A 20125-nucleotide genomic window follows, 5' to 3' on the forward strand; every position below is an offset into this window, starting at 1 on the left:
ATGGGCATCCTGCTCGTGAACTTTGCAGGTCGTTGATCGATCAGCGCCTCATCAACGCGTCAGGCGCACGCCTCGCGACGAAAAAGACCGCAATCATTGAGCCGCCCAGTGCTTCCGGATAAATTCAGCAGTGCTGTCGATGTTGGTTCGGCTCGAGGCGCCGAACACGATCGATTCGATGTTGGGTAGCGAGGTGACCCATTCGATCGCTTCGTCAGCAGGGATCGCGCCTGACGCGAATACCGACATTGCCACGGCACGGAACCGCCGGTTGGTCAGCGCATCGATGTAGCCGTCAATGCCGCCAGACATACGAAAGCCGAGCTTATTGATACTGGAGCAGACGATCGGGTTCTCGATTCCGGCCGTATCGAGGGCGTCAAGCAAGCGCGGCATGTTCATGGTGATGAACCCCGGCTCAGCGTTGTATTCACTTGACACATGATCGGCGAAGATGCGGAAGGCCTCGATGAAGCCCATTCCCAATAGGAAATCGACGACCACGTTTTGCAGAAACACAACTGGCGTTTTGAGACCGTGAAACATTTTCATCTCGGCATCCACCAGCAGAGTTATGATGCCCTCAACATCCTTGCGAGCAAACGACTTGCCACCCCGCATTGCCGCATCAAGGAAGCCCCCGTCGGGCAGGAATTGTTTGATGGCACCAAACATCCCCGCCTCAGACATCGCATTCGCATACTTGTGTGCGTAGGGCATACACGGGATGAGCATCTGGTCCGCGTAGCGTTCAGGCTCGGCACGGATCCGTTGGGCCACGTCTGCAATGCGGTCGTGAGTAGTGCACATAAAGGTCGTAACCCCAGCGCCGTACGCCGCGTCCAGAACGGACATGACCGCATCGAGCGATTGAAAGCGCATCGCCTGAGCCCGTGCCTTTTCTTCTGACATGTGGTTCACGCCAAAGAACTGGTTGTCGCCAAATAGGAGGCGGTCCATGTCAGCTGCCCCCCCCCGTGCGCACTGAACGTTGCCGACGTCGTTCCTTTCGCCGGCCCCAGAAGCCGCTGTTCTCCCCCGAATGGTCATCGGCCAGCTTTTGGGACACATCGAGACTGCGGAGCCCACCGTCGGAGCTGTTGAGGATTGCGTAGAGCACCTCGTCGGTCACGCTGGCCTCCGCAAAGTCGGCAGGGCCTGAGACCGCACCGCTGGCGATCCTCTCGATCCACGTATCGAGCTGAGCGGAGTACTCCTCTCCTCGAACGTAGAAGTCAACCTCCTTGGTCAACTCAGTTGTATACCGAACCGTCCAGCCCTTGGCGTAATCGTCGGGCGCTAACGCTGCATCGCGCAGATAGACCTGCATTTCTTGCCGATCAACGGAAATCTTGCCGTTGGTACCCCAAATCGTCATTCGCGTCGACATTTTGCGCTGCGACTCATCCGACCAGCTGACAGAGAGTTGACCGCTCGCGCCGCTGGGCCACATCAGTGTCGTGAACACCTCGTCCTCGGTCTCGGCGGAGAAGATCTGCCCACGCACTGTGCCCGACACCGACTCTGGTCGACCCAAGTACCACGTCATCAGATCGACTGGGTGTGCCGCGTAGTCGTACAACGCGCCTCCACCTTCGGCCTTCTTGCTGCGCCAACTGCTGCCCTTGGGCTTCAGCACCACAGGTCCGTACGCCTCGGCGAGGACGTGCGTGACCCTGCCCAGTGCACCTAGCTCAAGAAGTCGCTTCACCTCGGCGAACGTTGCCAAATGCCGGTTGTGGTAACCAACTTGGGTGATAAGCGACTTCTTTTGCGCCAGCGCAGCAAGACCTAGTGAGTCGGCAGGGTCCAAGCAGAACGGCTTCTCGCAGAAAACGTGAATGCCCCGTTCTAGGCACTCCCGCACCATCGGCGCATGAAACTTCGACGGCGTCGATATCACCGCCGCCTCCACGTTTCCCGACTCAAGCATTCTGCCTAGATCGTTATACGTGTCCACCCCCGTGTACTTACCGAGGATATCGAGCACGTATCCACTCGCGTCACAGACACCTACGACCTTGACATCCTTGTGCGCGTTGATGATTGAGAAATGCGACAGCCCCATTTTCCCAAGCCCAATGATCCCGACGTTGACCATTTCATCCCCCTAAATACGCCAATCTCCTCAACTCGCTCGCCGCTGGGAGTGACGCTGACACTTGCGCAGCAACGCTTCGTACTGGCCAGCAACGTGATCCCACGTGAACTCACTGTTGAATCTGGCGAGCGCGTTGCAACTCAATTTCTTTGCCAAATCAGGCTGGTCGAGCAGCTCATCGATTCGCTTCTCGGCATCCGCGGGTGTGCTGAAGTAGAGACCCGCGTCGTCAGCAACCCACTTGTTGTACTTGTTGTCATGCGCGATCACCGGGTTTCCGGCGGCCAACGCCTCGACCAGCGACGGATTCGTGCCACCGACCGTGTGTCCATGCAGGTACCCGAGCGCGTGGTAGCGCAGCGCCTGCACGGTGTCGGCATCGTAGATTGCGCCTAGAAAGATGACTTCGTCGCTCGCTGCATCTAGAACCGCACGATGATATGAGTCGGATGCACCGTCGTAGGCACCGAGCACGGCCAGGCGCGTGCCTCGCCTTTTTGCCGAAAATGCCTCAACCAACTCAAGGATTGAGTTTTCGGGAATGGGGCGTGCGATCAACGTCAGGTAGGCGTTTGGGTTGAGGCCAAGGCGCTCGATAGGCTCGGTGGGCGCATCGACGATTGAGTACGCGCCGTATGTGATCGTCGTAATCTTGCGCGCCGGCGCGCGGGTGCGGAGGTAGGTATTCAGCTCTGGGTGGTCGGCAATCAGCGCGTTGCCGAACAATGCTGCAAAGCGCTCGTTGACATAGAGGACCGCCTGCCGGAATAGTCCCCATCGCCTCCGCGACCACTCGATGCCGTCCATATTGATGACATTCGGAACCCGGTGCAGCCTCTGCAGTACGTTGAAGATTCCGGTGTTGTAACCGAACGTTAGGCAGACGTCACGATGTCTAACAGCGTGGACGATCGAGAGCCAGTCGAACTTTGCGGTTCCGAGCCAACCCAGGTTCGGCACAGAGATGTTGACTCGCTCGATGCCGTTCCACTCGTCCTCGTAGACCGGGCCGTCGTGGTCGGTTTGGCAATACACGATTGCCCGCCACCCGTGATCGACCAAGTAACGGGCCACATTCTGAGCAGCGGTCTCAAAACCGCCGTAGTTTGCAGGCACGCCGTGAGTTCCGAGTATCCGAACAGTCGGTCGGCCGTGGAGCACGTCAACCACCGGTCAACCGCACCACGACATCGTGGTTTGCTGTGCATACTCGAAGAGTTTTCACGGCAGCACGTGTCGGATCGGGCGTCCAATGCGCCAGCCGATTGACGACATCGCTCTCGATACGAACCATTGCCTTCCCCCCACGACACACCGCGCTGCCCTTCCCCACGCCGAATCCTAGTCGCTAGCGGCCATGTCTGCACTGGGCGCCCAGTCGTACTTGCGCGACGCTATACCGAGTGGCGACCCGTCAGCCGGCAAAGACCGCCATCCACCCTGAAAACCCCAGTTCACGCGGAGCGCACTTCGCGACCAGCACCAGGGCAGCTACGGAACGACGATGAAGTTCGAGCCCACTTCGCGACCAGTCGCAGCTTGCCACGCGACGGCTCCCTCCACCGTTTCGTCACGTTGAAACTGGATTTTGGTGCCCGCTTTCAAGCGGATCGTGTTGTTGCGGGTGACGTAACCGGCGGGGGGCTCGTATTCGTGGTAGCTGTAAGCCGTATGGGCGCCGTCGAAGGTGTTGTTCTGAATCGTTATGTCCACATGAGTCTGTAGTTTGTAACTTAGCAGATCGACTCTGACATTCTGGTCGGGACGCACATCCGAGAAAACTCCCCCTCCAGCACGTTCGCAGATATTTCCCTCAACGACTATTCGCACGAAACCCGGTGAATCTGGATTGCCATTCTGCGACCAAAGCTCGAACATTTGCGCACAGTCATGAATATGGTTGTTGCGGACAACCATGTCTTCCCAGTACACCGTGCCGCCTTTCGCAACACGACCTTGCGGGCTCCAAGCGACGTCGTAACTTGAGCTATTTCGTTCTTCTCGATCGTCCATCGACTCACATTGGGCCAGTGTTCAATACCGTTCCCGTATCGCGTGTTGGCTTCATACTGACCCGCCAACCACGATCCGCCGATGTAGTCGATCAGACACTCGTGCACATGAACATCAGAACCCTTGCCGCGAATGCCGCATGCCCCCGTCCCCGTGATGTGGACGTCGTGGATCTCGTTTTTCCCGCTTTGGCAATAGATGATTGTCCCGCTAGCTCCGAACGCATTCCCCTTCGGCGGGGCCTTGATGCCACCGGACACCAGGCCAGGATTATCGGGAGACTTCACAAAGAGTGTGCTGTTCGGGATGTCGCAGTAGAAGTCCCAGGTTGCGCTCAACTCTGACATATCGAATTTCAGTGCCGGTTGAACCACATCGTTCACCTGGAGAAAGCCAATATTGGCGTCAGTACTTGCGGTGTAGCCGAGATGTGTATCCGGCGACCCGAGATCGATCTTCCAAATCCCGGGTGATTCTTCTGCCCAACCGTCCGCGCGTGTCAACAACTTGAACATGGTCAGGATCGGCCGGGCGCCTTCGCCGTAAGCCCCTACCTCGCAGCCGAAGGGAAGGTTGAGCTCACCGTAAAAGGTGTCATCTCTTCGAAAAAGAAGACAGGATCCGTCGCCTGGCAGGGCGTCGTTGGCCTTCTGAATGGTTGCCCAGGCCGCGCCAGGCGAGAGACCGTCATTATTGTCGTCGCCTCCATTGGAGACGTGGTAGGTGGGAAGGGCCGGGATCGCGGCGGGAAGGTCGATCTCGAGTGAGGAGGATGTCACCTCCGTCGTTCTCGGCCAAAGACCGAGCAAGGCTGCCGTGCCTACTGCAACTCCCCGAGCCGCCCCGCGAAGAACGACGCGGCGCGCGAAAGGCATTTCCACCGCCTGTTACTCCCCACTAGTGCGGACTACACATCACAGGACCCAATTTGGTCGGTACCACCGCAGCAAGGATACGGCCCGACAGCAATCACGGCTGATTGCCCGCTTACCACCGAATGCGCTAGATCTGTGGACATCTCCGCCGCTTCGTGCACGGAGTCCACCGTTGCCTAAAGGTGCGTCGTCTTGAAGTTTTGGAAACTGACTTGCGACAACGACATGGAAGAGGTCGCATCGCGACCATCAACGTAGATGGTGGTGAGTAGATCTTTCGCTTGTCGCACAACGGAGCCAATCGCTTGCGGCGCGCCGAATCGAGACCCACTGCACTGCGCCGAACCGCACCACCGATACTGACCTCGGTCCAGGCGCTGGTCTGGGCAGCACCCCGTTCAGTGTCAAACGAGGAGTTCCAATGCACGTCCTGTTCGTTTGCACCGGAAACATCTGCCGGTCGCCAACTGCCGAGCGACTCCTCGTCGCGCTGGCCCCTGCAAACGGGCTCCATGGCATTCAAGCGTCCAGTGCAGGAGTTCACGCCGTGATCGGACACCCGATTCACCCTGAAGCTGCACCGGTCCTCGAGCGTTTGGGCGGAGACACCGCCAACTTCGCCGCACGCCAGCTCACGGCGAAGATCGCGTCGGCCGCTGATTTCATCCTGACGATGACCAGAGCCCACCGCGACGCGGTTTTGGAGCTGGCACCTCACCGGCTGCATCGAACGTTCACCCTGACGGAGGCCTCCCGGCTGATCGCCGAACGCGGTGCGCGAACCGTCGCCGAACTCGCGGCCCGCCGCTCCCTGGTCACAGCTGACGCGCTCTTGGACATCCCCGACCCCATCGGGCAATCAACAGAGGTATTTGCTGAAATTGGCGAGCAGATTGCCCACCTGCTTCCACCCGTCTTCGATGTTTGTCAGTCCCTTTGATCGCAAACGCCAATACTTTGACCAGCGCCGTTGCGCCCCAACGCCGACAGGGCACCCCTCCCGAAACTCCAGGGTTGCCCCCGGTTCACAGAGACGTTGCTGAGGGCTAATGTGTAAACATCGGGCTAGGGGAGCTGGCCCGATGAAGTTCGGGGGAAGTCACGATCAACGGCCTATTGGCGCTACACGGAAATGCGTGGGTCGCCTGGATTCACGCCGGACACAAGCCGGTGTCGCCACCATCCGCACTGACGGTGCCTGCGAGACCTGCGGCTTTCCGTTCGCACATCTGTCGCACCCGTGCCTCGGCAGCGGCGAGCAGATCGCCAGCTGACGCCTGCAGGAGCTCAGTTCACCGGCACGTCCATAATCGGCCGCGGATCCTCGCGCCCGGTCCGTGGAAGTGCTACCACTCCCCCGGATACACGGCAGCCCACCGGTCTCCATCGCCGTCCGCAGCAACGCGCGGTTGGCCTACTGCTCGGCGGTGACCCCGTCGGTGGCGTAGGCCAGGCTCTTCGGGGTGAAGTTCTCGAACCCGGTGCCCATGTCGAGCAGCCACCCGTAGTAACCGTCGGCGATGGTCACGTCGACCGACCGGCCCGCCTCGTGACTGCGGGCGAAATCGCTCGGATGCGCCACCCAATTCGGATTCGGCACCTCAGCGGACATCCGCACCTGCACGTCGTGCGGGCGGTAGCAATCCCAGAACACTAACGCATGCCCCTGCGCGCGTAGCTGATTGGCAGCCACGGCCAGCGCCAGCCATCGACTGGTGCACCAGGCACCGTGCCCCGCCTGATACAGAGGAACGCCCACGAAGTTGTCGGCCGTCGCGCACCTCAGGTCGATCACCGCATCGGGCCAACTGCACCGCGATGACGACGCAGGCGGTTAACAGGTGACGGGCTCGGATCATCCAGACCTCTTCGGGACGAAGGTGGTCCCGGCAGGCTGAGCCGGACCTACCGCATGAACAGAATCATCGATGCGTTCGTGCGGTCCTTTCAGGCGATCTCCATTCAGGGTGCTTCGATGGGTTCAGGTGGGGCGGTGGCGGTTGGCGTTCCAGGAGTTTGCCTCCATCGAAGACCGCCCCGAGGCGCTGACGAGGTGACCCAGGGGTACCGACATTTACTTGCGGAGGCAGGCTGTAAGGCATCGATCCTTTGTGGACCGAGGGGCAACTCCCGCTGCACGCGATCTGCGGGCCTTGGCGGTCTTGGTTCGCGCCCGGAACCGACAAACGTGAGCGGCTTACGACGAATGCGGCCCGTCGAAACCTTCACTCAGCGGCTAGCCATTGCAACCGATCCGGATGCTGCAACGAGAATCCCGGAAATCATCCGGGGACGGGCTGCTGCTCAGAGTTCGATCCGAGCCTCAGTAGTACCGCTCGTGGCGCCATGTGCGCCCTTAACGTTGGGGTATCGTCCAACTTCGCAAACAGAGCTGCCTCAGGGGGAATACACGTCATGAGATTTCAGCTCGATTCGGTGGGTGGGCCTGCCAGCCAGCTAGGGTCGTCGGAAATGGGCCGGTGTCGTCGCACCGCCGCAAGCCTCATGGGGCACGGATGACGAAACGCGCGCTCATCACAGGCATTACCGGGCAGGACGGCTCGTACCTTGCTGAGTTGTTGCTTGGAAAGGGTTACGAAGTACACGGGCTGATCCGACGCGCGTCGACATTCAATACGTCACGCATCGATCACCTGTACGTCGACCCTCATTCGCCAGACGCCAAATTATTCCTCCATTACGGAGATCTCAGCGATGGCGCTCGACTGGTGACATTGCTCGCCGGGATTGACCCAGATGAAGTCTATAATCTTGCGGCGCAGTCTCACGTGCGAGTGTCCTTCGACGAACCCGAACACACCGCTGATACCACCGGGACTGGCACGGTTCGAATGCTCGAGGCTGTGCGACTCTCCGGCATCGACACCCGTTTCTATCAGGCCTCGTCATCCGAAATGTACGGAGCGACCCCGCCGCCTCAGAACGAGGCCACCCCGTTCTATCCACGCTCTCCCTACGGCGCAGCTAAGCTGTACAGCTACTGGATAACCAGGAACTACCGCGAGGCATACGGCATATTCGCGACCAACGGGATTCTCTTCAACCACGAATCACCGCGTCGCGGCGAAACTTTCGTCACCCGCAAGATCACCCGTGCGGTTGCCGCCATCAAGGCCGGCCAGCAGGACTATCTCTACCTGGGCAACCTCGACGCAGTGCGTGACTGGGGCTACGCCGCCGAGTACGTCGAAGGCATGTGGCGCATGCTGCAGGCCGACGAACCTGACGACTACGTCCTCGCCACGGGCGAGGGATGCACGGTTCGGAAATTCCTGGAGATCGCGTTCGGGCACGTAGGCCTCACCTGGGAGAAGCACGTCCGGTTCGACGAGCGTTATCTTCGCGCCACTGAAGTCGACGCCCTGATCGGCGACGCGTCACGGGCACGCGACAAGCTCGGCTGGGTACCGACCATCCACGGCCACGAACTGGCGCGCCTAATGGTCGACGCAGACGTGGCGGCGCTCGCGCATGCCGGTAGCGCGTGGATCGACAAAGTGAATTTGGATTCATGGGGATCTGCTAGTGCACGCGCGGTAGCCGAATGACCGCTGCCGCACAGTTTTCCCCCGGTGACCTCGACCGCCGAGCTACGTTCTACGTTGCTGGTCATCGCGGACTGGTCGGCTCGGCGATCGTGCGCAGACTGGAGAAGGCGCATTTCGAGAATATCGTCGGAAGAACCTCAGCCGAGCTCGACCTGAGGAACCGCGACGCGGTCGTCGAGTTCTTCGCCGACGTCAAGCCGAGATACGTCGTACTCGCCGCGGCAAAGGTCGGCGGAATCCTCGCCAACAGCACCTACCCCGTGGATTTCCTAAGCGAAAACATCCGTATCCAGGTCAACGTCCTGGATGCGGCCCGTGAAGTCGACGTCGAGCGACTCCTGTTTATCGGCTCTTCTTGCATCTACCCGAAGTTCGCTCAGCAGCCGATCCGAGAGGAGTCCCTGCTAACCGGTCACCTCGAGCCCACCAATGACGCCTACGCGATCGCGAAGATCGCCGGAATCATTCACGTGCAGTCGGTTCGGAGACAGTATGGGCTGCCATGGATCTCGGCGATGCCGACGAATCTGTATGGACCCAACGACAACTTCTCCCCAACGGGTTCGCACGTTCTGCCCGCACTGATCCGACGCTATGACGAGGCGGCCGCATCGGGCGCGCCTTTCGTGACCAACTGGGGCTCTGGTTCACCGCGACGTGAATTCCTGCACGCAGACGACATGGCTGACGCATGTTTACACCTGCTCGAGCACTATGACGGTCCGGATCAAGTCAACGTCGGCAGCGGCACGGACACCACGATCCGCGAGATCGCCGAGACTGTCGCCTCCGTCGTCGGCTATACCGGTGACACCCAGTGGGACACGACGAAACCCGACGGCACGCCGCAGAAGCTTCTCGATGTCTCGAAGCTCGCACAATCGGGGTGGACCTCGACCATCGGCTTGCGGGAAGGGCTAGCGCGCACAGTGGCATGGTATCGAGACCACATCGGGTCGGCGCGAGGGCAATAGCCTGGGGCACAGGGCGGTAGGAAGTCCCGGTTTGCCGTTCGTACGTGGTGAACATCCTCGGCTTCAGACGACTCGGCGCCGGGGTGGCCGCGAGTCGCCGCATACCGATTCCCAGACATCCCATGTCTGTGTGCATCAGTGGGTTTAGCAACGGAGGCCTGATGTTGAGGGGTTTCCCCTATATCCCCGGACGTTGCTGAGGGCTAATGTATGAACATCGGGCAGGGGGAGCTTGTGCCGATGACGTTCGGGGGAAGTCATGATCAATGGTCTGTTGGCACTACCAGGAAACGTGTGGGTCGCCTGGATTCACGCCAGCCACCAGTCGGCGCCGCCACCGATCGACACCGACGGCGCCTGCGTGACGTGCGACTTTCCGTTCGCGGACCTGTCACACGTGTGCCTCGGTAGCGGCACGCAGCTCCTCGCCAACTGACCCGCAACGGCTCACACCACCGGTACGTCCAAGATCGGGCGCGGCTCCTTCGCGCCCGGCCCATCGAAGTGCCACCACTCCCCCGGATACACGGTCAGCCCACCGGCTTCCATCGCATCACGCAGTAGCGCCCGGTCGGCCTGCTGCTGCGCGGTGACGCCCTCGGTGGCGTATGCGAGGCTGCGCGGGGTGAAGTCGTCGAACCCTGTCCCCATGTCGAGGCCCGCGATGGTCACGTCGACCGACCGGCCCGCCTCATGACTGCGGGCGAAATCGCTCGGGCGGGCCACCCAATTCGGATTGGGCACCTCCGCGAACATCCGCACCTGGACGTCGTGCGGGCGGTAGCAGTCCCAGAAAACCAACGTATGCCCCTGCGCGCGTAGCTGATTGGCAGCCACGGCCAGGCCGTCGGCCATCGACTCGTGCACCAGGCATCGCGCCCCCGCCGGATACAGCGGCACGCCCACGAAGTTGTCGGCCGTCGCATACCTCAGGTCGATCGCCGCGTCGGGCACGATGGTCCGCACGTCGACCAGGCCCGCCGCGCGGGCTTGCGGCGACACCGGAGGCGGATCGGCCGCCGCCGTGGGAACGTGAATCGTCGCGGCGCACATTACGCCGAGAACCGCGACGATCCATCTGCTGAGCGGGGGCACCACCCGAGTCTGCAATGCTCGCTCGTCCCCACGCAGGGATACTGGCATGGCGCCGTTCGACGCGCACGACCAAGGAGAGCTCCTGAGCACCGCGCGCCGAGTCGCCAACGCCTGCCTCGGCGCCGCACTGCTCACCGCCGCGGGCGCAGCATTGGTCGTCCGCTTCACGCCCATTCCCAGCCACCCCGTGCTGTACATCGTCATCGCCTCGCCATTCTTGATGCTTGCCGCGCCGGCCGCACTCGTCGTGTGTACCGTCGGCCGGCGCTGGGCGTTTGCCGCTCTCGCCGGCCTGATCACCGTGCTCTCGGTGGCGACTCAAGTGCCCTGGTACATCGGTACCACTCCCGCCCCTGGTTCGGTTGGGGTCCGGGTGATGACCATCAACATGCTGTACGGCCGCGCCAAGCCTGAAACCCTGATGACGGCGGCCCGCGAACGCGCCGACGTCCTGCTGATCCAAGAGTTGACGCCGGAAGCGGTTCGCCGGCTGGACGCCGCCGGCATCGAGACCACCTTTCCCTACCAGGAGCTCGACGCGCGTCCCAGCTCAGCAGGAGTCGGCGTCTACAGCCGCTACCCCATCACGGACTCGCGCCGCATCGGCGGCTACCAGCTGGCGATGGTGACCGCCCGCGTGCGCATTCCCCAAGTGCCGCATGACGTGTCGCTTCTGTCCGTCCACCTCGATGCACCGTGGCCGCGCCCAATAATTGGCTGGCAGCAGGACATTGCGAAGTTTCCGTCCACTCTCTCCGAGGTGGTCGTCGAAACAGGCGACGGCGCGGTGCTCGTCGGCGGCGACTTCAACTCGACCATCGACATGCGCCCGTTCCGCGCACTACTCACCAATGGCTATCAGGACGCCGCCCGGCAGGCCGGTTCTGGTCGCAACGTCACCTACCCCGCCAACAAGAGGTATCCGCCGGTGCTCGGCATCGACCACATCCTCACCAGGAATGCCACTGCCGCGTCGACCGCGACTATCGAGCTGCCGGGCACCGACCACCGCGCCGTGCTCGCGACGGTGATGGTGCCGACCACCTGGTAGCACAAGAACTCCCCGGCACCTGAGTGCCGGGGAGCTCTGTTAGCGAAAGTGCTTTAGGCCTCGGCGAAGCCACGCGTGACGGACGGATCCACCAGGATCCCGGGGCCGGTCGTGGTCGAGACGACGATCTTCTTCAGGTAGCGGCCCTTCGACGACGACGGCTTCGCGCGCATGATCTCGTCGATCGCGGCGCCGTAGTTCTCGGCGAGCTTGGTCTCGTCGAACGAGGCCTTGCCGATCACGAAGTGCAGGTTGGCCTGCTTGTCGACGCGGAAGTTGATCTTGCCGCCCTTGATCTCGTTGACGGCCTTCGCCACGTCGGGCGTCACGGTGCCGGTCTTCGGGTTGGGCATCAGACCACGCGGCCCGAGCACGCGGGCGATCTTGCCGACCTTGGCCATCTGGTCGGGCGTCGCGATCGCGGCGTCGAAGTCCAGGAACCCGCCCTGAATCTTCTCGATCAGATCGTCGCTGCCGACCTCGTCGGCACCGGCGGCCACCGCGGCCTCGGCCTTCTCACCGACGGCGAACACGATGACGCGGGCCGTCTTGCCGGTGCCGTGCGGCAGGTTGACCGTGCCACGCACCATCTGGTCGGCCTTGCGGGGATCGACACCGAGGCGAATCGCGACCTCGACGGTGGAGTCCTGCTTCTTCGAGGACGTCTCCTTCGCCAACTTCGCGGCTTCGAGCGGCGTGTAGAGATTGTCGCGGTCGATCTTCTCGGCGGCCTCGCGGTACGCCTTGCTGTTCTTGCTCATTGCATTCCAATCATCATTCGTTGGGTCGTGGTGTCTTTCGGGCCGAAGCGGGCCCTCCCACGGGTCGAGCTGGTGGTGCGTGCGGTTCGACGATCAGGAGACCGTGATGCCCATCGAGCGGGCGGTGCCGGCGATGATCTTCGCCGCGGCGTCGATGTCGTTGGCGTTGAGGTCGTCCTTCTTCGTCTCCGCGATTTCGCGGATCTGATCCCAGGTCACCTTGGCGACCTTGGTCTTGTGCGGCTCGCCGGAGCCCTTCTGCACGCCGGCAGCCTTCAGCAGCAGCTTGGCGGCGGGCGGCGTCTTCAGCACGAAGGTGAAGCTGCGGTCCTCGTAGACGGTAATCTCCACGGGGATGACGTTGCCGCGCTGGCTTTCCGTCGCCTCGTTGTACGCCTTGCAGAACTCCATGATGTTGACGCCGTGCTGACCGAGCGCGGGGCCGATGGGCGGGGCCGGGTTCGCGGCGCCAGCCTGAACCTGCAGCTTGATCAGCCCGGTGATCTTCTTCTTCTTGGGGGCCATGACGTGTTCTTCCTGTTCCTTGGTTCTCTTTAGATCTTTGCGACCTGGTTGAAGGTCAGTTCGACGGGTGTCTCGCGACCGAAGATCGACACCAGCACCTTGAGCTTCTGCTGTTCGGCGTTGACCTCGCTGATCGAGGCCGGCAGCGTGGCGAACGGGCCGTCCATGACGGTGACCGACTCGCCGACCTCGAAGTCGACCAGGATGACCGGCCGTTCCAGACCACCGGTTTCGGCGGCCGTACCGGCACCCGACGACGTCGACTTGGCGGGCTTCTTCGCCGCGCCCTGCGGCAGCAGGAACTTCACCACGTCGTCCAGCGTCAGCGCGGACGGCTTGGACGTCGCGCCGACGAAGCCGGTCACACCCGGGGTGTTGCGCACCGCGCTCCACGACTCGTCGGTGAGGTCCATGCGCACCAGGATGTAGCCGGGCAGCACCTTGCGGTTGACCTGCTTGCGCTGGCCGTTCTTGATCTCGGTGACCTCTTCGGTCGGCACTTCCACCTGGAAGATGTAATCGCCGACGTCGAGGTTCTGGACGCGGGTCTCGAGGTTGGCCTTCACCTTGTTCTCGTAGCCCGCGTAGGAGTGGATGACGTACCAGTTGCCGGGCTTGGACCGCAGGTCCTTCTTCATCGCCACGGCGGGGTCTTGCTCTTCTTCTTCGGCGTCCGCCTCCGGGGCGGCCTCGACTGCAGCCTCTTCCGCCTCGGCGGGTACGGCGTCGCCAGCCTCGGCCACGGCCTCAGCCGTGGACGACTCCAACGATTCCGCGGTCCTGCTCGCGATCACCGTGCTGGGGTCAGCGTCCTCGATGCGCGCGTCGGACACAGCCGAAGCCGAAGGCGTGTCGCCCTCGAAGGAAGTCACGTGTCAATCCTCTCTAAGTTCTCTCGTGTCAGCCGAAGACCAGCGTCACGAGCTTGGCCAGGCCGAGATCGACCCCGCCGATAAGCGCGACCATGAACACCAGGAACACCAGGACCACGGTCGTGTAGCTGATCATCTGCTTGCGGTTCGGCCAGATGACCTTGCGCAGTTCCGCGACGACCTGCTTCAGGAAATTCCAGACGAAGGTGAACGGATTGCCGCGGGGCTCGCTCGGCTTCTTTGCAGTCTTCGGCTTCTTGCCGTCGCCGTTCTTGACCTCGCCGGCGTCCGTGGCAGGAGTCTCGCCCGCAGTGGTCGCCCGGCGCGAACGCTTGCCGGTGGGCCGCTGCGGCCGAGTGGCGACCGCGGTCTGGCCGCGGGTGCCAGCGACACCGATGTCGTCGCCTACCGAATCGACGTCGGTGTCCTCGGCGTCCACATCGGAGTCGATGTCATCCACGTCGTCGACTGGGGAGCCGGCACCATCGCGCTCGTCGCTCACCGCATGCCTTTCGTCGGTCTTCTAGTGGTCACCTTCCAGTGTCCACACTCTTCGATCTTTCGTCTTCAGCAGGGGCGACAGGACTTGAACCTGCAACCTGCGGTTTTGGAGACCGCTGCTCTGCCAGTTGAGCTACGCCCCTTCACACAAGGCACTGCTGGCAGGTCCTTGCCGTCGGGGGCCCACACAATTCACGCGCTCCCCGATCGGTCGATCAGTAACCGACGGACAGCGCGCTGATTGGGCGAAACCCCGAGGACCGAGTGTACAACGGCCCCGATCTGACTTACTAATCCGTCGAGGCGGTGCGGACGACCTGGCCGGTCTCCGCATCCCACTGGACCTGAATCGAGTTGTCACCCTCGTGGCCCATCAACGTGGTGAACGCCTCCAGGACGACCTCGCCCTTGTCGTCGACGCAGACGCTGCGCGTGACGACGATGTCGGCCCCGAACCGCTCCACCACCGATTGGATCTCCAGCGACGCGGTCAAGGTCTCCCCGACGACGAGGGGCTTGTGGAAGACGAACTTCTGGTCGACCTGAACGATCTGCATCGTGGTCAGCCCGACGTCGACCTTGCGGAAGAAGTCCTGCTGCACCAGCAGCGCGAGGATCGACGGAAAGGTCAGCGACGCGACGATGTTGTCGTGGCCGAGCTCGGCGGCCGCTTCCTCGTCGAACGACGCGGGGTCGTCGGCCTTGATCGCGCGGGCGTACTGGCGGACCTGTTCGCGCCCGATCTTGAAGCTCTCGGGGTAGTGGTGGACCATCCCCAGGACGTCGGCTTTGAGGGGCACCTCTACGCCAACTTCGCGGTCGCCGTTGCGCGACCGAAGATCTTCTTGCCGCCGGAGGTCGCCGACAGGGCGATGACAATCGACTTATGTTCGGGGTCAACGGATTTCACGCGTCCGTTGAAAACGATCTCGGCGCCGACGCCGTCGTTGGGCACGGGCACGACCGCGGTGAAGCGCACGTTGTACTCGGTGACTGCGGCCGGATCGCCGATCCACGACGTCACGTACCCGCCGCCCAGACCCATGGTGAGCATGCCGTGCGCGATCGCGGTGTCCAGGCCGACCTGCTTGGCGATCTCGTCGTCCCAGTGGATCGGGTTGAGGTCACCGGACACGCCGGCGTAGTTGACCAGGTCCATCCGGGTCAGCGGAATGACGCGTTCGGGAAGTTGGTCGCCGACCTTCACCGAGCTGAACTCACGCAGTGCCATTGGAAAAACCCTCTCCAGTGTCATCGGAACGACCCGCCAAGGTCGTGTAACTCTCCTGCACGGCCTCGCCCTTGTCGTTGGTGATCACGTTCTTGGTGACGATGATGTCCGTGCCGTGCGCCTGCCGGTACGAGTGCACGGACACGTCGCAATACAGGCGATCGCCCGCCTTGATCGGCCGCAGGAACTTCAGCTCCTGGTCGACCTGGACGATCTGCGCGTCGGTGATGCCGATGTTCGCGTGGGCGAAGAACGCCGTCTGCGCCTGGTAGCCGAACACCGAGATGAAGGTCAGCGGTGCGGGCAGCGACTCATGGCCGAGGCGGGACGCGACCTCTTCGTCGAAGAAGGCCGCGTCCTCGTTCTTCACTGCCACTGCGTACTCGCGAACCTTTTCGCGTCCGACCTCATAGAAGTCGGGGTAGCGATAGTGCATCCCGATGATGCTCGAAGACAGCGGCACGAAGCTAGCGCGATTCCTTATGGGCCCGGTGGGTTCCGCAGTTGGGGCAGAACTTCTTCAGCTCCAGGCGGTCGGGGTCGTTGCGGCGGTTCTTCTTCGTGATGTAGTTGCGGTGCTTGCACACCTCGCAGGCCAAGGTGATCTTGGGCCGTACGTCAGTACTGGAGGCCACTTCAGTCGTCCTTCTTCATTCACTTGCGTTGTCGTCTTGTAGCGGTGGGGGGGCTCGATCCCCCGACCTCACGATTATGAGTCGTGCGCTCTAACCAGCTGAGCTACACCGCCCCGGATAGATCGAGGCGGGCACTGGCCTGCCTGTCCTCCGGGCCCCCTAACGGAATCGAACCGTTGACCTCTTCCTTACCATGGAAGCGCTCTACCGACTGAGCTAAGGGGGCAGTGGCCTTTGCCGCGCATCACTCGCGCCGCGGGGCCTTAAAGAGGGTACATTCTCGCCGTTACCCTCGCCAAACCGCTTCGTCGCGGGCTTGGCGCTAGGCCTAGTCTAGGGCGATGGCCAGCCCAACCGACCAGGACCGTTTGTACTTCAAGCAGCTGCTCGCCGGCAGAGACTTCGCCGCGAACGACGTCATCGCCCAGCAGATGCGCAACTTCGCCTACCTCATCGGCGACCGCGAGACCGGCGACTGCGTCGTCGTCGACCCGGCGTATGCCGCCAACGATCTGCTCGACGCCCTCGAATCCGACGGCATGCATCTGTCGGGGGTGTTGGTCAGCCATCACCACCCCGACCACGTCGGCGGCTCGATGATGGGCTTCGAACTCAAGGGGTTGGCCGAGCTGCTCGAGCGAGTCAGCGTGCCGGTGCACGTCAACACCCACGAGGCGGACTGGGTCTCCCGGGTCACGGGCATCCCGATGAGTGACCTCACCTCTCACGAACACGGTGACAAGGTCGCCGTCGGCGACGTCGAGATCGAGTTGCTGCACACCCCCGGCCACACCCCGGGCAGTCAGTGCTTCCTCCTCGACGGTCGGCTGGTCGCCGGTGACACCCTGTTCCTGGAGGGCTGCGGACGCACCGACTTCCCCGGCGGCAACGTCGACGACATGTACCGCAGCCTGCAGGCGCTCGCGCAGCTGTCCGGCGATCCGACGGTCTACCCCGGGCACTGGTATTCGGCCGAGCCGAGCGCCTCGCTGTCGGAGGTGCGACGCACGAACTACGTCTACCGGGCCGGCAGTCTGGACCAGTGGCGGATGGCGATGGGCGGCTGACGCGCGTTCGGAACTAGCGCGACGGCTCGCGACCTGCGCTAAGTTCGGTGCACAGCGCCCTCGGGGCGCAGGATCGGGAGCCCTGCGATGACGACACCGCCCACACCCGCCGACTGGTATCCCGACCCCGAGAATCCCTCCGGCCTCCGGTATTGGGACGGCAGGGCGTGGACCGAGCACCGAGCGCCCGCGCCGGCCGCCGGTCCCATGAGCGGCCAGCGGGAGTTGGCCCCCGAGGAACACCCCGACGGCACCCCCGCGGACGCGCAACCGGAGCCCGTTCAGCCCTACGACACACATCCGCCGACCGCCGACGAACCACTCCCGGAGGACATCCCGTGGAACGCGCCGATGCCGGCGTGGGACTTGCCGTCGACCCAGCAGACGTCGTACACACCGCCACCCACGGAGTCCTTCGAGGCGCCCCCCTACGAGCAACCTCCTTACGAGGCAACCGCTTTCGCGCCGCCCCCGGGACCGCCACCGGGCCTCCACGGCGACGGCCCACACAACGGGGGCCCGAACAAGAAACTGGTCACCGGCATTCTCGGTGGCGGGGCCGCCATCCTGCTGGCCATCGTGGTGGTCATCGCCGTGGTCGTGATGCGCAAGGACGAGCCGACCGTTAAGTCCTCGCAGCCGACGCCGTCGGTGACGTCGTTGACGGAGACCACGTCGAGCGAGACCACCCCGGAGAGCTCGACGGAGCCGTCGCCTACCGAGTCGCCGACGCCACCGCCCTCTGGTGCCGAGGGCAGTGACGGCGACTACACCTTCTCCGTCGAGGGCACCGAAACCGGCGACACCATCACCTCAACGGTCAGTGACTCGGTGGAGACCACCGCCGACGGCCTGTTCTACGTCGTCTACGTCAACGTGACCAATACCGGCGCCGCACCGCTGACGTTCGTCGCCACGTTCCAGCAACTTGGCGCCGCGGGGCAGACGTTCCCCCTCGACGACGAGGCGACCGCATTCCTTGGTGGCACCATCGCCGAGATCGCCCCGGGCGACACAGTCGAGACGCCACTGGTCTACGACGTTCCGGTCGACACCACGCCCGATTCGATCTCGTTGCGTGCCGACCCAGTCAGCCCCGGCGTCCAGTTGCCGCTGCAGTGAGGCCGTGAATTGTTTGGATTTTGAACTACTTTCGGCTAGGTGCGAGGTCGGCGTGACTTCCCTCGAAGTGCTTTAATTGTCGCAACTGTCTACTCGAGGGGAGGGGACTCGCTACCAAGTCCGCGGGACAGCGCGGAGCCGCCGTAGAGCCCATTGGCAGGGCGATCGACCATCTGCATCGGCGCAAGTCCTCGAAAACGAACTCGGCCTCGTCACCAGGGGGGGTTGGTGACGAGGCCGATCTATCGGAGCCTGGGGGAGGCTCTGAAATAAAAACTTATTGGATGTTTCTGTGCGGACCCCTTGGTGAACCTGAGTAGAACCTAAGAATTTGGGTTCCAGCTCCTACCTCTTGAGCACGCCGGCCTCGTGATAGCCAGGGTCGGCGTTCACCTGCCACGGGTCGACGTTCTCGCCGAAGTACCTGGCGACACTATGCATGGCACTCAACATCGCGTGGTCCTGATTGTCGTAGCGATGCATCCCGTTGCGTCCGATGGGGTGCAGGGACGGGTAATTTCGGCGCAAGTAATGACGAATTCGGGCAACGCTTCTGTCGCGCGCCGGGTCGCAGATCGGGTAGGCGAACGGGGATCGCACGACCATCACTCGCTCGACCGTGGAGTCATCGATGCCCAACGCGCGAAGATCCTCTGCGGCAACGCGTTTCAAGCTCTCGTCATCGATTGCATACAGGTCGTCGGTCGGCCCGAAATAGTACTCGAGTCCCAGGTAGGTTCCCTGCCAGCCGTCCGGAGCGAGCCCGCCCGACCATAGGCCGTAGTTCTGAATCCGACCCACCTTCACACCCTCTTGCGGCGTGTAGACCCAGTTGTAGGGAATGTCGTAGTGCTTCCCGAGGGCGACGGCCACCGTGATGAGCGCACGATGTTTGAGTTCCGCAGCCACCGCGCGAACGTCCCGCGGCGGCGCGGGCTCGAGTGCATTCACGAGCAACCGCAGCGGCATGCTCGAGAACACGGCATCTCCAGACGCGGTCTCGCCACTTTCCAGCTCGACCGTCCAGGTCTTGCCATTGAATCGGGCCTTCGCGACCCGTGAATCAAGTGAGGGGACCACTCCACTGTCGGCCAGTCGCGCAGCTGCCGCTTCCCAGAGTTGGCCGGGTCCGCGGATGGGATATCGAAAGGCGTCCTCTTCGGCGGGATCCCGCTTGTTTTGGGCATGCCAACCGATCGGTTTGATGCGTTGGCGCGCCCATTCACTCGTGATGTCACCGGGGTCAGTCAGCCACGTCTTGCGGACATAGCCGTCGAAGAACATGTCGTACCAATAGCGGCCGAATTGATCAGTGCCCCAGTCGCGGAAGTCCGCCGAGTCGTCGATGACGCGCGTTCCGCGCTGAGTTCTGGACCACAAGTAACTGCTCAGACCACGTATGCCGCGCCGAAGCCCCATCTGGAACAGCAGGTCCCGGCCGAGGAGCGGGTACCGCACGTAATGGTCGTCAACGAGCATGGCAGAGCGACGTGGCACGGAGATCCACTGGTCGGGTGGGAGAAGGGAATGCCAGAGGTCCAACACCTCTTCGCTTCTGGTGAAGAACCGGTGACCGCCGGGGTCGACGCGCCAATCGCCGTCGCCTGGCGTACGGGCCAGGCCACCGACGTTCCCCGTCGCCTCGTAGATGCGGGGCGCCACTCCCCTCTTCACTAGCCGCAGGGCGGCAGTGAGTCCGGCGGGACCAGCGCCGATGATCAACGGGTTACCGT

The 20125-nt window shown here is 62.7% G+C and carries 23 protein-coding genes and 3 tRNA genes; 7 read left to right on the forward strand and 19 right to left on the reverse strand.

Annotated elements, in window-relative coordinates:
• Positions 1-93: 93 nt before the first annotated feature.
• The 5 genes from QUE68_RS24010 to QUE68_RS24030 form a co-directional block, all read right to left on the reverse strand.
• Positions 94-960 carry a hypothetical protein gene (locus QUE68_RS24010; protein WP_284228780.1) on the reverse strand — a complete coding sequence of 289 codons (867 nt, stop codon included), beginning with the start codon at positions 958-960 and terminating at the stop codon, positions 94-96.
• Between the two features lies 1 nt (position 961).
• On the reverse strand, positions 962-2101 hold the full coding sequence (locus tag QUE68_RS24015; protein WP_284228782.1) for a Gfo/Idh/MocA family protein: 1140 nt from the start codon (positions 2099-2101) through the stop codon (positions 962-964).
• 27 nt (positions 2102-2128) lie between these two features.
• The gene (locus tag QUE68_RS24020) at positions 2129-3271 is read right to left on the reverse strand and encodes a DUF1972 domain-containing protein (RefSeq protein ID WP_286274558.1); all 1143 of its coding nucleotides are present in this window, start codon (positions 3269-3271) and stop codon (positions 2129-2131) included.
• 321 nt (positions 3272-3592) lie between these two features.
• Positions 3593-3979, reverse strand: a complete 387-nt coding sequence (locus tag QUE68_RS24025) for a hypothetical protein (RefSeq protein ID WP_284228785.1) — start codon at positions 3977-3979, stop codon at positions 3593-3595.
• Positions 3922-4893 carry a hypothetical protein gene (locus tag QUE68_RS24030; RefSeq protein ID WP_284228786.1) on the reverse strand — a complete coding sequence of 324 codons (972 nt, stop codon included), beginning with the start codon at positions 4891-4893 and terminating at the stop codon, positions 3922-3924. The genes QUE68_RS24025 and QUE68_RS24030 overlap by 58 nt, the downstream gene beginning before the upstream one ends.
• Positions 4894-5410: 517 nt before the next feature.
• Between QUE68_RS24030 and QUE68_RS24035 the strand changes: the two genes are divergently transcribed.
• On the forward strand, positions 5411-5929 hold the full coding sequence (locus tag QUE68_RS24035; RefSeq protein ID WP_284228789.1) for an arsenate reductase/protein-tyrosine-phosphatase family protein: 519 nt from the start codon (positions 5411-5413) through the stop codon (positions 5927-5929).
• Positions 5930-6403: 474 nt separating this feature from the next.
• Here QUE68_RS24035 and QUE68_RS24040 read toward each other — a convergent pair whose 3' ends face one another.
• Positions 6404-6784, reverse strand: a complete 381-nt coding sequence (locus tag QUE68_RS24040) for a M15 family metallopeptidase (protein ID WP_284228791.1) — start codon at positions 6782-6784, stop codon at positions 6404-6406.
• A gap of 721 nt (positions 6785-7505) precedes the next feature.
• Here QUE68_RS24040 and gmd point away from each other — a divergent pair.
• The 3 genes from gmd to QUE68_RS24055 all read left to right on the forward strand — a co-directional run bounded on the left by gmd (position 7506) and on the right by QUE68_RS24055 (position 9968).
• Positions 7506-8558 (forward strand): GDP-mannose 4,6-dehydratase, encoded by a 1053-nt coding sequence (gmd, locus tag QUE68_RS24045; RefSeq protein WP_284228793.1) that lies wholly within the window; start codon positions 7506-7508, stop codon positions 8556-8558.
• On the forward strand, positions 8555-9532 hold the full coding sequence (locus QUE68_RS24050) for a GDP-L-fucose synthase family protein (protein WP_284228794.1): 978 nt from the start codon (positions 8555-8557) through the stop codon (positions 9530-9532). Before gmd ends, QUE68_RS24050 begins: the two co-directional genes overlap by 4 nt.
• Before the next feature lie 259 nt (positions 9533-9791).
• Positions 9792-9968 carry a hypothetical protein gene (locus QUE68_RS24055; protein ID WP_284228796.1) on the forward strand — a complete coding sequence of 59 codons (177 nt, stop codon included), beginning with the start codon at positions 9792-9794 and terminating at the stop codon, positions 9966-9968.
• 11 nt (positions 9969-9979) lie between these two features.
• Here QUE68_RS24055 and QUE68_RS24060 read toward each other — a convergent pair whose 3' ends face one another.
• Complete coding sequence (locus QUE68_RS24060; protein WP_284231325.1) at positions 9980-10585, reverse strand: M15 family metallopeptidase; 606 nt, start codon at positions 10583-10585, stop codon at positions 9980-9982.
• A gap of 88 nt (positions 10586-10673) precedes the next feature.
• Between QUE68_RS24060 and QUE68_RS24065 the strand changes: the two genes are divergently transcribed.
• Positions 10674-11678 carry an endonuclease/exonuclease/phosphatase family protein gene (locus QUE68_RS24065; protein WP_284228798.1) on the forward strand — a complete coding sequence of 335 codons (1005 nt, stop codon included), beginning with the start codon at positions 10674-10676 and terminating at the stop codon, positions 11676-11678.
• A 53-nt stretch (positions 11679-11731) separates the two neighbouring features.
• On the opposite strand, the gene rplA is transcribed toward QUE68_RS24065, so the two are convergent.
• The 11 genes from rplA to QUE68_RS24120 all read right to left on the reverse strand — a co-directional run bounded on the left by rplA (position 11732) and on the right by QUE68_RS24120 (position 16429).
• Positions 11732-12439 carry a 50S ribosomal protein L1 gene (rplA, locus tag QUE68_RS24070; protein WP_284228800.1) on the reverse strand — a complete coding sequence of 236 codons (708 nt, stop codon included), beginning with the start codon at positions 12437-12439 and terminating at the stop codon, positions 11732-11734.
• A gap of 93 nt (positions 12440-12532) precedes the next feature.
• Positions 12533-12964, reverse strand: coding sequence for a 50S ribosomal protein L11 (rplK, locus tag QUE68_RS24075; RefSeq protein WP_284228802.1), 432 nt, complete (start codon positions 12962-12964; stop codon positions 12533-12535).
• Between the two features lie 29 nt (positions 12965-12993).
• On the reverse strand, positions 12994-13836 hold the full coding sequence (gene nusG / locus QUE68_RS24080) for a transcription termination/antitermination protein NusG (RefSeq protein WP_284228804.1): 843 nt from the start codon (positions 13834-13836) through the stop codon (positions 12994-12996).
• 28 nt (positions 13837-13864) lie between these two features.
• Positions 13865-14338, reverse strand: coding sequence for a preprotein translocase subunit SecE (gene secE / locus QUE68_RS24085; protein WP_454786306.1), 474 nt, complete (start codon positions 14336-14338; stop codon positions 13865-13867).
• Positions 14339-14407: 69 nt separating this feature from the next.
• Positions 14408-14480, reverse strand: a tRNA-Trp gene (locus QUE68_RS24090).
• Positions 14481-14627: 147 nt separating this feature from the next.
• On the reverse strand, positions 14628-15137 hold the full coding sequence (gene hadC / locus QUE68_RS24095; protein ID WP_284228808.1) for a (3R)-hydroxyacyl-ACP dehydratase subunit HadC: 510 nt from the start codon (positions 15135-15137) through the stop codon (positions 14628-14630).
• A 2-nt stretch (positions 15138-15139) separates the two neighbouring features.
• Positions 15140-15568 (reverse strand): (3R)-hydroxyacyl-ACP dehydratase subunit HadB, encoded by a 429-nt coding sequence (hadB, locus tag QUE68_RS24100; protein ID WP_284228810.1) that lies wholly within the window; start codon positions 15566-15568, stop codon positions 15140-15142.
• Positions 15555-16031 (reverse strand): (3R)-hydroxyacyl-ACP dehydratase subunit HadA, encoded by a 477-nt coding sequence (hadA, locus tag QUE68_RS24105; RefSeq protein ID WP_284228812.1) that lies wholly within the window; start codon positions 16029-16031, stop codon positions 15555-15557. The genes hadB and hadA overlap by 14 nt, the downstream gene beginning before the upstream one ends.
• Positions 16032-16035: 4 nt before the next feature.
• Entirely contained in the window at positions 16036-16203 is a 168-nt protein-coding gene (gene rpmG, locus QUE68_RS24110; RefSeq protein ID WP_011558336.1) for a 50S ribosomal protein L33, read from the reverse strand.
• 39 nt (positions 16204-16242) lie between these two features.
• A tRNA-Met gene (locus tag QUE68_RS24115) sits at positions 16243-16316 on the reverse strand.
• A gap of 40 nt (positions 16317-16356) precedes the next feature.
• A tRNA-Thr gene (locus QUE68_RS24120) sits at positions 16357-16429 on the reverse strand.
• A gap of 115 nt (positions 16430-16544) precedes the next feature.
• Here QUE68_RS24120 and QUE68_RS24125 point away from each other — a divergent pair.
• Positions 16545-17270 (forward strand): MBL fold metallo-hydrolase, encoded by a 726-nt coding sequence (locus QUE68_RS24125; protein WP_284228823.1) that lies wholly within the window; start codon positions 16545-16547, stop codon positions 17268-17270.
• 87 nt (positions 17271-17357) lie between these two features.
• Positions 17358-18392 carry a DUF2510 domain-containing protein gene (locus tag QUE68_RS24130; RefSeq protein WP_284228825.1) on the forward strand — a complete coding sequence of 345 codons (1035 nt, stop codon included), beginning with the start codon at positions 17358-17360 and terminating at the stop codon, positions 18390-18392.
• 345 nt (positions 18393-18737) lie between these two features.
• On the opposite strand, the gene QUE68_RS24135 is transcribed toward QUE68_RS24130, so the two are convergent.
• The gene (locus tag QUE68_RS24135) at positions 18738-20108 is read right to left on the reverse strand and encodes an FAD-dependent oxidoreductase (protein ID WP_284231327.1); all 1371 of its coding nucleotides are present in this window, start codon (positions 20106-20108) and stop codon (positions 18738-18740) included.
• Between the last annotated feature and the right edge of the window lie 17 nt (positions 20109-20125).

The sequence above is a fragment of the Mycolicibacterium sp. TUM20985 genome (genome assembly GCF_030295745.1).
GTDB lineage: Bacteria > Actinomycetota > Actinomycetes > Mycobacteriales > Mycobacteriaceae > Mycobacterium.